The sequence below is a fragment of the Kitasatospora sp. NPDC001159 genome, from assembly GCF_053598235.1.
The window spans coordinates 1-13,723 of sequence record NZ_JBSFJV010000093.1; the positions used below are offsets into that span (position 1 = coordinate 1).

At 72.6% G+C, this 13,723-nt stretch carries 13 protein-coding genes; 6 read left to right on the forward strand and 7 right to left on the reverse strand.

Annotated elements, in window-relative coordinates:
• The coding region (locus tag ACWC9T_RS32770) for an ATP-binding protein (RefSeq protein WP_449824686.1) at nt 1-2,362 on the reverse strand (2,362 nt) is incomplete at its 3' end.
• 178 nt (nt 2,363-2,540) lie between these two features.
• Here ACWC9T_RS32770 and ACWC9T_RS32775 point away from each other — a divergent pair.
• A complete protein-coding gene (locus tag ACWC9T_RS32775; protein WP_449824687.1) occupies nt 2,541-3,086 on the forward strand; it encodes a hypothetical protein in 546 nt (181 codons plus the stop codon).
• A 315-nt stretch (nt 3,087-3,401) separates the two neighbouring features.
• Here ACWC9T_RS32775 and ACWC9T_RS32780 read toward each other — a convergent pair whose 3' ends face one another.
• Entirely contained in the window at nt 3,402-4,229 is an 828-nt protein-coding gene (locus ACWC9T_RS32780) for an SAM-dependent methyltransferase (RefSeq protein ID WP_449824713.1), read from the reverse strand.
• Between the two features lie 202 nt (nt 4,230-4,431).
• On the opposite strand from ACWC9T_RS32780, the gene ACWC9T_RS32785 reads away from it, so the two are divergent.
• A complete protein-coding gene (locus ACWC9T_RS32785) occupies nt 4,432-5,265 on the forward strand; it encodes a hypothetical protein (protein ID WP_449824688.1) in 834 nt (277 codons plus the stop codon).
• Here ACWC9T_RS32785 and ACWC9T_RS32790 read toward each other — a convergent pair.
• Nucleotides 5,240-6,118: an NAD-dependent protein deacetylase gene (locus tag ACWC9T_RS32790; protein ID WP_449824689.1), complete on the reverse strand. Its 879-nt coding sequence runs from the start codon at nt 6,116-6,118 to the stop codon at nt 5,240-5,242. The genes ACWC9T_RS32785 and ACWC9T_RS32790 overlap by 26 nt on opposite strands.
• Before the next feature lie 266 nt (nt 6,119-6,384).
• Nucleotides 6,385-7,668, reverse strand: a complete 1,284-nt coding sequence (locus tag ACWC9T_RS32795; protein ID WP_449824690.1) for a vanadium-dependent haloperoxidase — start codon at nt 7,666-7,668, stop codon at nt 6,385-6,387.
• 687 nt (nt 7,669-8,355) lie between these two features.
• Between ACWC9T_RS32795 and ACWC9T_RS32800 the strand changes: the two genes are divergently transcribed.
• Nucleotides 8,356-8,670, forward strand: coding sequence for an ArsR/SmtB family transcription factor (locus ACWC9T_RS32800; RefSeq protein WP_449824691.1), 315 nt, complete (start codon nt 8,356-8,358; stop codon nt 8,668-8,670).
• Nucleotides 8,667-9,161, forward strand: coding sequence for an SRPBCC family protein (locus ACWC9T_RS32805; protein WP_449824692.1), 495 nt, complete (start codon nt 8,667-8,669; stop codon nt 9,159-9,161). The genes ACWC9T_RS32800 and ACWC9T_RS32805 overlap by 4 nt, the downstream gene beginning before the upstream one ends.
• On the opposite strand, the gene ACWC9T_RS32810 is transcribed toward ACWC9T_RS32805, so the two are convergent.
• The 3 genes from ACWC9T_RS32810 to ACWC9T_RS32820 form a co-directional block, all read right to left on the reverse strand.
• Nucleotides 9,086-9,487 (reverse strand): pyridoxamine 5'-phosphate oxidase family protein, encoded by a 402-nt coding sequence (locus tag ACWC9T_RS32810; RefSeq protein ID WP_449824693.1) that lies wholly within the window; start codon nt 9,485-9,487, stop codon nt 9,086-9,088. The two genes, ACWC9T_RS32805 and ACWC9T_RS32810, sit on opposite strands and share 76 nt — an antisense overlap.
• 95 nt (nt 9,488-9,582) lie before the next feature.
• Nucleotides 9,583-10,215, reverse strand: coding sequence for an MBL fold metallo-hydrolase (locus ACWC9T_RS32815; protein WP_449824694.1), 633 nt, complete (start codon nt 10,213-10,215; stop codon nt 9,583-9,585).
• Nucleotides 10,212-11,297: an S-(hydroxymethyl)mycothiol dehydrogenase gene (locus tag ACWC9T_RS32820; RefSeq protein ID WP_449824695.1), complete on the reverse strand. Its 1,086-nt coding sequence runs from the start codon at nt 11,295-11,297 to the stop codon at nt 10,212-10,214. Before ACWC9T_RS32820 ends, ACWC9T_RS32815 begins: the two co-directional genes overlap by 4 nt.
• A 677-nt stretch (nt 11,298-11,974) precedes the next feature.
• Here ACWC9T_RS32820 and ACWC9T_RS32825 point away from each other — a divergent pair.
• Both ACWC9T_RS32825 and ACWC9T_RS32830 read left to right on the forward strand, forming a co-directional pair.
• Complete coding sequence (locus ACWC9T_RS32825) at nt 11,975-13,195, forward strand: cytochrome P450 (protein ID WP_449824696.1); 1,221 nt, start codon at nt 11,975-11,977, stop codon at nt 13,193-13,195.
• The gene (locus tag ACWC9T_RS32830) at nt 13,192-13,449 is read left to right on the forward strand and encodes a ferredoxin (protein ID WP_449824697.1); all 258 of its coding nucleotides are present in this window, start codon (nt 13,192-13,194) and stop codon (nt 13,447-13,449) included. The genes ACWC9T_RS32825 and ACWC9T_RS32830 overlap by 4 nt, the downstream gene beginning before the upstream one ends.
• Nucleotides 13,450-13,723: the final 274 nt, after the last annotated feature.

Below are 13,723 nucleotides of genomic sequence, written 5' to 3' on the forward strand. Positions count from 1 at the left end.
CCCGAACCCCACACAGGCCCCGCCGAGGCCGCCGCGACCGATCCGTCGGTGACGGGAGCGGAGCCGCTTGCTCGTTACTGACCCACGCTCCTAGGGCGGCCGCGACGTCCCCGAGGGCGAGGTGGGTGTCGCCGATGTGGGTGTGGATGTCGGCCTGGAGGAAGTAGTCGCCGACCGCCTGACGCAGCCGCAGTGACTCGTGGTAGGCGGGGAGCGCCTCGTGGTACTCACCGAGGTGGTGGTGGATGAAGCCGATGCTGTCCCAGATGGAGGACTGGCCGGGGAGGTTCCCGGCGTCCTGGGCCAGTGCCAGTGCGCTGCGGCAGTAAGGGAGCGCCTCCCTGAGCTCGCCCTGCTGCGCCAGGTACCAGCCGATGCTGTTGAGCGCGAGGGCCTGCCCGGAGGGGTCGCCCATGGCCCGGAACAGCTCCAGGGCCCGACGGGACTCGGCCACCGCCTCGACGTTGGCGTGTTCCTCGCCGTGGGCGATGGCGAGGTCGAGCTGGGCCCTGCCCTGACGCGGCCGGTCCCCGAGCTCGTCGAACAGGTCGAGGGCCAGGCGTAGTTCGCGCTGCGCCTGGGGCTGGCGGCCCTGGGAGCGGTGCACCTGGCCGAGCCAGCGGTGGGCATGGGCCTGCCGACCGAGGTCCCCGGTGCGCTCGGCGGCGGCCAGCGCGGTCTCACTCGCCCGCTGCCACTGCTGCCACAGCCCGGACTTGAGCAGATAGGCCACCTGCGCGCCGACGAGCTGCCAGGCATGGACGTCGGCCCCCGTCCGGTGCGCCAGGTCGACGATCCGCTCCAGCGCTGGCTGCTCCTCCCGGTACCAGTCGAGCGCCTGCCGACGGTCGGTGAGGTCCTCAGGTGCCACCCCGGCGGCCGGTTCCGCGAGGTCGAGCGACTGCCAGGAGGCGTCGTCGGCGTAGGCGAGGCAGCCGGCCCGGTGTGCGGTGTGGAGGTAGTGGTCGAGCATCCGCACCATCGCCTCGGCCTGCCCCTGTGGGGGTTCCAGGGCCTCCGCCTGCTCGGCGGCGTACGCCCGCAGCAGGTCGTGGAAGGTGTACCGGCCCCGCTCCGGCGCGGTGATCAGATGGGCGCGGTGCAGGTCCTCCAGCAGAGCGCGGGTCTCGGACAACGGCAGGCCCGCGAGGCTCGCGGCCGCCGCCGTGCTGACGTACGGGCCCGGGTGCAGGCCGAGCAGCCGGAACAGCCGGGCCGCCTGCGGAGCCAGCGCGCGGTAGGACCAGGAGAGCACCACCCGGACGTCGGCGTGGCTGTCGCCTGCCGACAGGAGGTCCAGGCGCACGCGGGAGTCACGCAGTTCGCGTGCCCACACGTCGAGCGGGGTGCCGGGGTGCTCGGCCGCCCGGGCGGCGGCGATGTTCAGGGCCAGCGGCAGCCGGGCGCACAGCTCGATCAGCTCGTCGGCCGCGTCCTGCTGCTCCTCGACGAGCCCTCGGCCCAGGCGGCGGGCGAGCAGTTCGCGCGCCTCCGCTCGGGAGAGCACGTCCAGGGTCAGCGGGACGGCGCCGTCCAGCGCGACCAGCCCGGGCAGCCGGTTCCTGCTGGTGACCACGACCAGGCAGGTGTTCGAGCCGGGCAGCAGTGGACGGACCTGTTCCGCCTCACGGGCGTTGTCGAGGACGATCAGTGTCCGGGTGCCGGCCAGCCGGCTGCGCAGGAGCGCGAGCCGCCCGTCCGGGTCGGCGGGGACACGAAGGGCCGGAACGCCCAGCGCGTCCAGGAAGCCGCGCGCCACGTCGGCGGCGTCGACCGGGTCCCGGGCGGGGTCGAACCCGCGCAGGTTGGCGAAGAGCTGGCCGTCGGGGTAGCGGTCGGCCACCCGGTGGGCGAAGTGCACGGCCAACGTGGTCTTGCCCACGCCCGCGGTGCCGGCGATCGCCGAGATCACGACCGCTCCGCAGCCTGGGGTCACGTCGGCCAACAGCTCGTCGAGTACCTGGAGCTCACGGGCACGACCGGTGAAGTGCCGGACGGCCATGGGCAGTTGCTGCGGCCCGGACGGGCCGGACGGGCCGGACGGGCCGGACGACACGACGGGAAGGAGCGGCGGGGAGACGACGGCACCGCCTCCGGGCGCCGGGGCCTCCTCGGAAGCGTCCACCGAGCGATGCGGGCCCGTGTCCCGGGCCGCCGTCAGCCACCGGGTACGGGTGTCCGGGTCCACACCGAGAGCCTCGGCGAGCCGGACCACCGAGGACATCCGCGGGCGGCGCCCGCCCGCCTCCAGGGCGCTGATCGATCGCGCCGACACCCCCGAGCGCTCCGCGAGCTCGTCCTGGCTCCACCCCGCCGCCAGGCGTCGCTCCCGCAACAGCGCGGCGAAAACAGCAGCCCCCACACATACCCCCGGATCCCCTGCGAACCGTGTCGTCGCCCCACCCGTCCGACCCCGGATCGCGAATGAGCGTAGCGGGCGGCAGGCCCAAGTGTCAGGCCAACGTCAGGTCAACGTCATGGGCGACCCGCCGCGCCGCCGCGAGGATGAGCGCCGAACGGATCCGCCCGAGGAGGAACTCATGAACGCCGGCAGGGTCGCTTCGCGCCCGACCAGGGGTCCGGCCCGGACCGCAGTGGTCGCCGTCGCCCTCGCGGTGCTCGGTACGGGCGGCACGGTGGACGCTTCGGCGGCCGCCCCGGCCTACCCCGGCGCCGTGCCGGTCAAGGAGGTCAGGACCGCTGACGGGGTGCTCACCGTCTACCGGTCGACCGACCGGCCGCAGGTCGCCGGCAGCCCGTCGACCGCCGACGACATCACCCGGCCCACCTCGGCCACCACGTGCGACGGCGTCGACCCGAAGGTCTGCTTCGTCGTCAACGGCGGTGGCTACTACGTCAGCACCATGGAGAACGCCACCTACTACGGTGCGAGCACCTGGGCCGACATCCAGATCACGAGCCCGTCCGGCGCCGTCGTGACCGGAACGAGCTTCCACGCGGCCGGCGGCACCTGGTACACCGTCGCCTACACGCCGTACGGCTATGTCGCCGCTGGCTGGTGGTGCGGTTTCAGCAGCGCCAACGGCGGTACGTACACGGGCAGTTGCATCAACGAGAGCAACTGATCCGCCGGACCGACGGACGGTGCCCCGGCACCGCCCGTCCGCTGGTCCGCGAGCCGCGGCAACGGGGGTACCGCGGCTCGCGGACCGTCACCATTCAGCGCGCACCACTCAGCGCGGCATCGCCGCGAGGGCCACGACGGCGGCCCCCAGCAGCCGGGCGACCTCCGCCCCCTGCGTCGCGAGCAGCCCGTGCACCGCCTCCGGCCACGGCCGGGTCGAAGGCGCGATCCGCCCTCTGATCCCGAACGCGCAGATGTACGAGGAATCTGACCTACCAGCAGGTCAATTCGGCCGGAGTCGGACGGGGAAATCGCGCTACGGCTTGACGGCGACACCCGCGTAGAAGGAGACCTGGGCGTCCGTGACGTCGGCCGGAAGCAGCCCGGCGGGGTCGTCCGTCTCGTCGGGGTGCCAGCGGTGGGCGGGGACGATACCGGGATCGAGCAGGTCGAGGCCCTCGAAGAAGGTGGCGAACTCCGCCTTGGGGCGCAGCCGCAGGGAGGTGCCGGCCTGGTTGTAGATCTCCTCGACCTTGGTGGCACCGGGCGGGTCGAGTTCGGCGGTGGCGTGGGAGAGGACCAGGACGGAGCCCGGCGGCAGCGGGTCCAGAAGGTGCTTGACGATGGCGTGGGCGTCGTCCAGGTCGGGGACGAAGTGGAGCAGCGCCACCATCGAGAGGACCACGGGCCGGTCCAGGTCGAGGGTCCGCGCCACCTCGGCGGTGGCCAGGATCGAGGCCGGGTCGCGGACGTCGCCGTGGACGTAGGCGGTGCGGCCCTGGGGGGTGCTGGTCATCAGTGCGCGGGAGTGGGCCAGGACGACGGGGTCGTTGTCGGCGTAGACCACGCGGGCGCCCGGCTCCACGCTCTGGGCGACCTCGTGGAGGTTCGGCGAGGTGGGGATGCCGGTGCCGATGTCCAGCCACTGGCGCAGGCCGCGCCGGGCCAGGGCCCGGGTGGCGCGGTGCATGAAGGTGCGGTTGGCCTGGACGGCGATGCGCATGGTGGGGAAGACGGTCAGCACCCGTTCGGCGGCTTCGCGGTCGACGGCGAAGTTGTCCTTGCCGCCGAGGAAGTAGTCGTACATCCGGGCGCTGTGCGGGATGTCCTGGCGTATGTGCGGGACGGCCGGTTCGCCGGACATCCCCGGTCCGGCGGCCGTCATCCAGGTCTCGTCCGCGCTCATCCGCTGCCCCTTTATCTGTGATCCCGTCAGGCCCGCGCAGTCTAGCCAACTCACGGGTACGGCATGGCAAGTCCGGTCGGGCTGCGGCCAACATGCGGCCGACTCTCGACAAAAGCGGTCGTAGTAGGCTGAGCGGGACAGATGATCTCCAGGAGACGACATGCCCGCCGCCAAGCCCGGACTCCTGCTCGTCACCGACCTGGCCTACCAGGCCCGGGGCCGCCGGTACTGCGACGAGGACATCCGGCTCTCCGCCCGCCTGCGCGAGGACTTCGACGTCGCGCTGTGCCACCCGCTCGACGCCGTCGCGCTGATGGACGCCTTCGACGTGGTCCTCGTCCGCAACAGCGGCCCGGTACTCAACTACCGTGCTGAGTACGAGGCCTTCCGCAGCGCCGCGCTCGAACGCGGCACCCGTGTCTACACCCAGCTGACCGGTCGCGCCGACATGGCGGGCAAGCAGTACCTGCTCGACCTGAGCGCCGCCGGGTACCCGGTCATCCCCACCGTCGACCGGGCCGAGGACCTCGCCCGTCTGCCCGTCGTCCCCGAATACGTCGTCAAGCCGAAGCTCGGCGCCGACTCGATCGGCCTGCGGATCGTGTCCCGCGACCAGCTCGACGCCCTGACGTACGACGGTGTCCTGGTCCAGCCGCTGATCCGCTTCGCCTACGAGGTCTCCTTCTACTTCGTCGACGACGCCTACCAGTACGCCCTGCACGCCCCCGACCCCGAGCAGCGCTGGCGCCTCGAACGGTACGAGCCCACCGCCGCCGACCTGGAGTTCGCCCACCGCTTCATCGCGTGGAACACCGTCGAGCACGGCATCCAGCGGGTGGACGCCTGCCGCACCCCCGAGGGCGAACTCCTCCTCGTCGAGTTGGAGGACCTCAACCCCTACCTCTCCCTCGACCTGGTCGACGAGGCCGCTCACGAGGCGTTCGTCGGCGCCCTCAAGGCCGCCCTGCTCAGGCTGGCGGGGACCCGGCCCTGACCCGCCGGGCGACCTCGGTCAGCACCGCGCCCAGCGGCAGGCCGACCCTGGCCTCGGCCAGGTCGTCCCCACGGGTGGCGCCCTGGTTGACGATCACCACGGGCGTGCCCGCCCGGGCGGCGTGGCGGACGAAGCGCAGACCGGACATGACCGTGAGCGACGAGCCGAGGACCACCAACGCCTGGGCGGCGTCGACGAGTTCGTAGCAGCGCCGGACCCGAGGCTTGGGCACGGTCTCGCCGAAGAAGACCACGTCCGGCTTGAGCACTCCCCCGCAGGCCGTACAGGGGGCGACCCGGAAGCCGTCCAGCAGCGCCTGCGGCAGTTCGGCGTCCCCGTCGGGGTTGACCCGGACCGACGCCGCCCGGAAGCCGGCGTTCAGCGCCTCCAGCCGCCGGTCCAGCTCCACGCGCCAGCTGCCGCACCGACACCCCAGGCAGACCACCCGGTGCAGCCCGCCGTGCAGCTCCACCGCCGTCCGCGTACCGGCCGCACGGTGCAGGCCGTCCACGTTCTGGGTGATCACCGCCGACACATGGCCCGAGCGCCGCAGCTGCTCCACCGCACGGTGCCCGGCGTTCGGCTCGGCCCGCGCGATCGTGCGCCAGCCGACGTGGCTGCGCGCCCAGTACCGGCGCCGGGCCGCCTCGCTGCCGGTGAACTCCTGGTACGTCATCGGCGACCCGCGCCGCTGGCTGCCGGTCTCGCCCCGGTAGTCGGGGATGCCCGACTCCGTCGACAGCCCCGCACCGCTGAGCACCACGACACCGCGCCCGGCCAGCAGCCGCACCAGCGCCTCCAGGCCCACCGCATCGGCCGCCGTACCGCCGAGAGTCGTCGCGGGCACACCCATGCCGTCCAGCCTAGGGCCCACGGCCGAACCAGCGCGAGGGCGGTCCCGCCGCAGGCCGCGGCGACCGGAAGAAGCGTCGGGAGAAGTCGACATGTCGGCGATTTCCGACGCATGGGGGAGCCATGGCGGGCGTCGATGTCTTCAGCGCGCCGACCAACCCCGCAGATCCCTTCGGCGCCTGCGCTACGAGGAGCCGGCTGTACCCGACACGTCGGGTACAGCCGGCTGCTCATCACGGGGCGTTCACGCCGTGCGGGTGCGGGCGGTCAGAGATGCTGTGCCACGAAATCGGCCACCTGCGTGCCGAGTTTCTGACCGGCGCCGTTGTCGAGGGAGGTGTGCTGGCCGGACCAGATCCGACTGAGCCACGCTTCGGTGGCGGCGTCCTGGAAGCTGGCGAAGGTTCGGCTGACGCCCTTCGAGGTCACCGTGAGCTGGTGCTGTGCGCCGTAGAACCCGGCGAGTGTCGTTGCCGCGGCCTGGCTGAGAGCGCCGTGGGCGCCGGGGTAGGTCGGGTCCGGGGCGGTCGGCAGGAGGGGGGTCCAGTTGGAATCGCCGACGATGCCCGGGTTGTAGTGCGTGTCGCCGAGCTGGATGGCGGTGACGGGCCGCCAGACGTGGTAGGCGTACTTGGCGTCGTACATCGCGATCGCGGTGTCGGCGAGGGACAGGTCGAGCCGGGCGAAGACCTTCACCGCCTGCTCCAGGCTCGCGTTCTGGGAGGTGACGAGGTCCTGCGCGACCTGGTTCCAGACGTTCCAGACGGGTGCTGCCGCCCAGAACGTCGCGGCCGCGGTCTGATCGGCGGTACGGGTGGTACTGGTCTTGCTCCCCAGGCTCTTGACCTCGTTCAGAGCGGCGGCGTACTCGGCGGTGCCCACGGCCGGCGGCGCCGCCGGGCGGAACTGGCTCCCGCTCGTCAGCATGAAAGGTTTGACCGAGCCCCAGTTGGTGAACACCGGTGCGGGGAAGTCGGGCGGTGTGAGCCGGTAGTCGCCGGGGGCGGTGCCCGGGGTGAACGGCGGTGGCGTGGCCGAGGACCCGTCATCGGACCGCAGGCTGATCAGCCTGCCGGCGACAGCTGCTCCCACGGCGATGCCCGTCTGTTTGTCGGCGCCGTCGGTGATCGCGGACAACTGACTGCTCAGCTGCTGGTCCACGCTTGCGCGCTCGGCCGGGTACAGCGCGACCAGTACGTCGTGGGCCGCCTGGTCCGCTGCGACGTCCGCACGGGCGCCTCGCGGCGCCGACACCGAGAACAGGTAGGGGGGATCGGTCCGGGAGATCGATGCCACCGCGTCGTACTCGGCGGCCTGGAGGAGCGCGAAGCTGCGCGTGGGGTGGACGGTGGGCGGCTGCGCCTTGGGATCGCTCAGGATCGTGATGAGCTCGCGGTTCCACTCCACGACCGACGTCCCGGACCCCGCAGCGGCGGCGCTCGTGGTCGGGGACGGAGCGCCGGGGGCGGCGGCCCCGGAGGCCGGGCTGGTGAGTCCGGCCGCCAGCACGGTTCCCGTCAGGATTGCGAGTGTCTTCTGCTTTCCGTTCATGTTCGGTGGCTCCTTCTCGCTGGTGGCAGGCTGTGGCAACCGGCGGCCATATCGAATGCCTGGACCATTCGGATGCATCACTTGGGCCGCTGCGGACCAGGCGGTCAGCGGAGACTGCGGATCGAGAGGGGAGTCCGTGGCGCACGCCGCCGAGAGGACATCTGCCGCGGAGTCCGACGGGGTTTGCGAAGCGACGGGAATGACGAAGCCGGTTCCCGTCCACCGCTTTCTGCGCTGAGGCGGCCGTTGGAGAATGCACGACGGGCACTCACCGGGATACCGGCCCGTACGACGGCACACGACGTCACCCAGACCGACGTTCGGGAGGGTCGACCGGGCGCACATGGTTCTGCAGCCTGATCCCTTCTTCGCGTCATCACGGCCGCACACCAGATAAACAGCCTGCGGGTACTCGATCCACGTCGCAACTCCAACCCGTCTTGCGTGGCGTACTGGTCCATGCGGGCTCCGACCCGACTCGGGCGAGCGCTCCGGTGGCTCCAGCAGACCTCGCCGCTGCGCCGCTCCTCCTGCCTGAGCGAGCCGGCAGCGGACGACCCCTGAAAAACGCCTTCGCCGCGCTGCGGCTACTGCCGATGAGCGGCCGGGAGAAGGACCCCGTCCGGTCGGGGACTCGGTGGTTGTCCTGCTGTGACATGTCGGGGGTCTCCGACACATGGTGGAGGCATGGCGGATGTCGATGTCTTCAGCGCGCTGGCCAATCCCCTGCGACGGAAGCTTCTTGAAAGCCTCCAGAAAGGGCCGCGAGCGGCCGGGGAGCTGGCCGGGGACTTCGAGCTCAGCAGGCCCGCGGTCTCCGGGCACCTGGCGGTGCTCAGGGGCGCGGGGCTGGTGCGCGAGGAGCCGCGCGGGCGGCATCGGTACTACCACCTGGAGCCCGGGCCGCTCGCCGAGGTCGAGGAGTGGCTCCATCCGTTTGAGCAGTATTGGAGGCAGCGGATGCGTTCGCTGCGCGAGCTCCTGGACGAGGAGATTCCATGACCGAGAAGGCCGCGATCCACTGCGACGAGTTCCTGCCGTACCCGCCGGCGCGGGTGTGGGAGGCGCTGACCGATCCGGAGCTGCACGCGCGGTGGTGGGCCGCCGGGGACGTGAAGGCGGTGGTGGGGCACCGGTTCACGCTGGACATGGGGGCGTGGGGGCAGCAGCCCTGCGAGGTCGTCGAGGTGAAGGTGGAGCGGCTGCTGAAGTACAGCTTCGCCGAGCGGTCGCTGGACACCACCGTCACCTGGCGGCTGGTGCCCGAGGGGCACGGGACGCGGCTGCTGCTGGAGCACGCGGGGTTCGACCAGGACACCCCGATGGCCGGCAGGCCCACCAGGGCACGGGGCAGGGCTGGCCCTCCGTGCTGCGCCGGATCGCCCCGGCGCTCGCGGAGTGATCCCCTCGGGAATGCTCAGGCGCGGCCGAGGACACGCTCCACGGTGATCTCGATGACCACCCGGTCCGGGTTCTCCCGGGGCGTGCGGTAGCGCTCGGCGTAGCGCCGCTCCGCGTCGGCGACCTGCTCGGGCTGGTCCCGCAGCACCGCGACGCCCTCCAGGGTGGACCAGCGGGCCCGGTCCACCTGGCAGACGGCCACCCGCAGGCCCTCCGGCCCGGCGGCCGCCACGTTGCGGGCCTTGCGGCTGGTGCGGCTGGTGATCACCCGGGCGATGCCCGTCTCCGGCTCGAACGTCACGCCGACCGGCACCACGTGCGGCGAGCCGTCCGGGCGGGTGGTGGTCAGGGTGGAGATGTGCCGCTCGCGCCAGAAGGCGCGGAAGGCTTCGTCGAGGTCGCGCGGGTCATGGGCCATGATCGCGATCGTACGGCCCCCGGGAAACGATCAACTTCCCGGGGGCCGCACCGATCCGGTTTCCGTGCCGATCCGGCTTCCGCACCGATCCGGCTTCAGTGCCCGCGCGCGATCCACTCCGGCAGGGCCGGGGCCTCGGCGCCGATCGTGGTCGGGTCGCCGTGGCCGGTGCGCACCACCGTCTCGGCCGGGAGCGACAGCAGCCGCTCGCGGATCGACGCGATGATGGTCGGGAAGTGCGAGAACGAGCGGCCGGTCGCGCCCGGGCCGCCGTGGAACAGGGTGTCGCCGGTGAACACGGTGCCCAGCTCGGGCGCGTACAGGCAGACCGCGCCCGGCGCGTGGCCCGGGGTGTGCAGCACGGTCAGCACGGTGCCGGCCACCTCGATCCGCTGCCCGTCGGTGAGTTCGCCGTCCGGGAGCCGCTCGGGGTGGGTGAGCTTCCACAGCGGCAGGTCGTCCGGGTGCAGCAGGATCGGCGCACCGGTGCGCGCGGCGAGGGCCGGGGCGGCGTCGATGTGGTCGTTGTGCGCGTGGGTGGAGACGATCGCCAACAGCCGCCGCCCACCGAGCGCCGCCTCGATCGCCCCGACGTCGTGCGCGGCGTCGATCACCACCGCCTCCTGGTCGTCGCCGACGATCCAGACGTTGTTCTCCACCTCCCAGCTGCCGCCGTCGAGCTCGAAGGTCCCGGCGGTGACCAGCCGGTCGATACGGGCGGAGGTCACAGGATCACCACCGAGCGGAGGACGTCGCCCTGGTGCATGCGGTCGAAGGCCTGTTCCACCCCGTCGAGTTCGATGGTCTCGGAGACGAAGGCGCCGAGGTCCAGGCGGCCCTGGAGGTAGAGGTCGATCAGCATCGGGAAGTCGCGGGACGGCAGGCAGTCCCCGTACCAGGAGGACTTCAGCGCGCCGCCGCGGCCGAAGACGTCCAGCAGCGGCAGCTCCAGGGTCATCTCCGGGGTGGGGACGCCGACCAGGACGACGGTGCCGGCCAGGTCCCGGGCGTAGAAGGCCTGCTGGTAGGTCTCGGGGCGGCCGACCGCCTCCACCACCACGTCCGCGCCGTTGCCGCCGGTCAGCTCGCGGATCGCCTCGACCGGGTCGGTGGTGCGGGAGTTGACGGTGTGGGTGGCACCGAGCGTACGGGCCGTCTCCAGCTTGCGGTCGTCGATGTCGACGGCGATGATCTTCGCCGCGCCCGCCAGCCGGGAGCCCAGCACGGCCGCGCCGCCGACGCCACCGCAGCCGATCACGGCGACCGAGTCGCCCCGGCCGACGTTGCCGGTGTTGATCGCGGCGCCGATGCCCGCCATCACGCCGCAGCCCAGCAGGCCGGCGACGGCCGGCTCGGCGGCCGGGTCGACCTTGGTGCACTGGCCGGCGGCGACCAGGGTCTTCTCGGCGAACGCGCCGATGCCCAGCGCCGGGGACAGCTCGGTGCCGTCCAGCAGCGTCATCTTCTGCCTGGCGTTGTGGGTGTTGAAGCAGTACTGCGGGCGGCCGCGCTTGCAGGCGCGGCACTGGCCGCACACCGCGCGCCAGTTGAGGACGACGAAGTCACCGGGCTCGACCTCGGTGACGCCCTCACCGACCGACTCCACGATGCCCGCGGCCTCGTGGCCGAGCAGGAACGGGAACTCGTCGTTGATGCCGCCCTCGCGGTAGTGGAGATCGGTGTGGCAGACCCCGCAGGCCTGGATCCGGACCACCGCCTCGCCCGGCCCCGGGTCCGGCACCACGATCGTGGTCACCTCCACGGGCGCGCCCTTGGCGCGCGCGATGACTGCCTTGACCTGCTGGGGCATCCGAATCCACCTCCGTCGGCCGGTGCGGCTCTGCACCGGCGTGACCTGCGACAAACGACTGCAGAGGAATTGTAAGGACTCCAGTAGCTCTGCCCACGAAGCGTAGCGCCCAGCCGGTCGGCCACCGACGGACCGGCTCGGGTGATCCGGCTCACCGCATGTGCCAGGCGCATGTCCGCCGCCTGACCACGTCTCACGCGATGCCCGCCCCGGCGCAGCTCGGCACAGGGGGCGTGTAAGTGGCGCTGAGCGCCCGTCAGCGGGCAACGAACTGCCCGGAAAGCACTGCCGTTGGCCGGAAGTGCCGCAGACGGGTGCCCCGCCGCCCACGTACGGTCGTAGCAGAAGCGGTCCACGCGACCACGCTCAGCACACCCGCCCCACCTGACGGCACGCCACCGCGCGCCGCCCGTGCCGGGCGCGTACCGACCGTACGCCCCGTACGTTTCGCGCCACCCCGCGCACGGGCCGCGCCCCTGCGCGGGCTGCGTCGCCGGTCCACCCGGACCCCGGTCCTGAGGCCTTGAGGTCCTGAGGCCCCGAGGATCCGGCCGTCCGCCCGCACCCCGGCCCCGAGTCGAGCCGCCCCGGCCGAACCGCCAGTCCCCCGCACGATCCCGGATCACCCCCCGTCGGACCGCCCCGCGCGGCCCGCTGACCTGGAGTCTGGAGTACGGATGTCCACCGAGAACAGTGCGACCGGTGCCGGCACCGGCACCGCCCCGCTCCCCCCGCTGCACTGCCTGCGCCATCTGGAAGCCGGCCCGCCGCGGCTCGCCGCGCTGCCCACCGGCACCCCGGTCTGGCTGGTCAGTCGGCATGCCGACGTACGGCAGGTGCTCACCGACCCGCGGCTGGGCCGCGCCCCGCTCTACGCGCCGGACGCCCCGCCGGTCACGGTCACGCCGAACATCCTGGACGACCCGCAGAGCATGCTGAACATCGACGGCACCGAGCACCAGCGGCTGCGCCGCACCGTGCAGCGGGCGTTCACCCCGCGCGCGATCGCCCACTGGAAGCCCTGGGTGGCCTCGGTGGTCGAGTCGCTGATCGACGAGCTGATCGAGCACGGCTCCCCCGCCGACATCGTTGCCGCCTACACCCGTCCGCTGCCGGTCGCGGTGATCAGCCGTCTGATGGGCCTGGACAACCTCGACAGCAAACGGCTCGCACACTGGAGCGACCACGCGCTGTCCGCCACCGCCTACACCGCCGAGGCGATCGGCACCGCGATGACCGAGTTCGCCGCCTTCGGCACCGAGGTGATCGCCGAGCGCCGCGCCGCCCCCGGCGAGGACCTGGTCAGCAGCCTGCTCGCGGCCGCAGCCGAGGACGGCTCGATCACCGAGGGGCAGCTGATCGCGCTGGTCATCGGCCTGGTGGTGGCCGGGCACGAGACCACCATGACCAGCCTCGGCAACGCCCTGGTCTACCTGCTGGAGGACGGCCGCGAGGCCTGGCAGCGGCTCGCCTCCGACGAGGCCAGCGCCGCCGCCGCGACCGAGCAGATCCTGCGCGCCGTCCCGCTCGGCGACGCCCGCGAGCACACGCCCGGGCTGCTGCGCCGCACGGTGGAGGACGTGGAGATCGGCGGGGTGGTGATCCCGGCCGGCAGCGTGGTGGCCGCCGACGCCAACGCCGCCAACCAGGACCCGGCCGTCTACACCGGGGATCTGAGCACCGAACTGTTCTCCCCGCTGGCCGCGCCGATGCTCACCTTCGGTGCCGGCCCGCACCACTGCCTGGGCGCCTGGCTGGCCCGGATGGAGCTCGAACTCGCCCTGCACCGGCTGGCCCGCCGGCTGCCCGCGCTGCGGATGGCCGACCCGGTCGAGGGAATCGACTGGCGGCGCGGGCTGCTCACCCGCAGCCCCAACTCGCTGCAGGTCGCCTGGTGACGGGCTCCGCGGGGGCCGGGGCCGTGGTGGTCCGCGTCGACCGGAACCGGTGCATCGGCTCCGGGATGTGCGCGCTGAGTGCCCCCGGCTCGCTGGTCCTGGACGCCGACGGCCGAGCCCAGCCGGTGGCCGAATACGCCGTCAGCGGCGCGGAGTTGACGGACGGGCTGGCCGAGGCGGTCGAGTTCTGCCCGGTCGAGGCGCTGGCCCTCCACTCGGCGCGCGGCGGGTACCGGATCGCCCCGGCGGAGTGACGGACCACCCGGTGCCGCCTGCTGCGACTGCGGTGGCAGGCGGCACCGGGGCTTTCCCGGCGATCAATGAGCCTGAGCACCTCCGCCGTCCGCCCGAACTGCGGCTGGTCCACCAGAACGGCGAAGCACTCCAGCTGCTGCACCGGCAGCTCCGGCCCGGGCCCTCGGCTCGTACGTTCCACCTCGCTGGTCTATGCCGGGGTCGACCACGGCTTCCCGACGCCCGACCCGCCGGAGTCCGTACGTCGAAGATCCAAATCCCCATGAGCCGACG

Bases quoted from the DNA above. Each gene is read 5' to 3' on its own strand.
- ACWC9T_RS32775 (WP_449824687.1), top strand. From the start codon at position 2,541: ATGAACGCCGGCAGGGTCGCTTCGCGCCCGACCAGGGGTCCGGCCCGG.
- ACWC9T_RS32780 (WP_449824713.1), bottom strand. From the start codon at position 4,229: ATGTCCGGCGAACCGGCCGTCCCGCACATACGCCAGGACATCCCGCAC.
- ACWC9T_RS32785 (WP_449824688.1), top strand. From the start codon at position 4,432: ATGCCCGCCGCCAAGCCCGGACTCCTGCTCGTCACCGACCTGGCCTAC.
- ACWC9T_RS32790 (WP_449824689.1), bottom strand. From the start codon at position 6,118: ATGGGTGTGCCCGCGACGACTCTCGGCGGTACGGCGGCCGATGCGGTG.
- ACWC9T_RS32795 (WP_449824690.1), bottom strand. From the start codon at position 7,668: ATGAACGGAAAGCAGAAGACACTCGCAATCCTGACGGGAACCGTGCTG.
- ACWC9T_RS32800 (WP_449824691.1), top strand. From the start codon at position 8,356: ATGGCGGATGTCGATGTCTTCAGCGCGCTGGCCAATCCCCTGCGACGG.
- ACWC9T_RS32805 (WP_449824692.1), top strand. From the start codon at position 8,667: ATGACCGAGAAGGCCGCGATCCACTGCGACGAGTTCCTGCCGTACCCG.
- ACWC9T_RS32810 (WP_449824693.1), bottom strand. From the start codon at position 9,487: ATGGCCCATGACCCGCGCGACCTCGACGAAGCCTTCCGCGCCTTCTGG.
- ACWC9T_RS32820 (WP_449824695.1), bottom strand. From the start codon at position 11,297: ATGCCCCAGCAGGTCAAGGCAGTCATCGCGCGCGCCAAGGGCGCGCCC.
- ACWC9T_RS32825 (WP_449824696.1), top strand. From the start codon at position 11,975: ATGTCCACCGAGAACAGTGCGACCGGTGCCGGCACCGGCACCGCCCCG.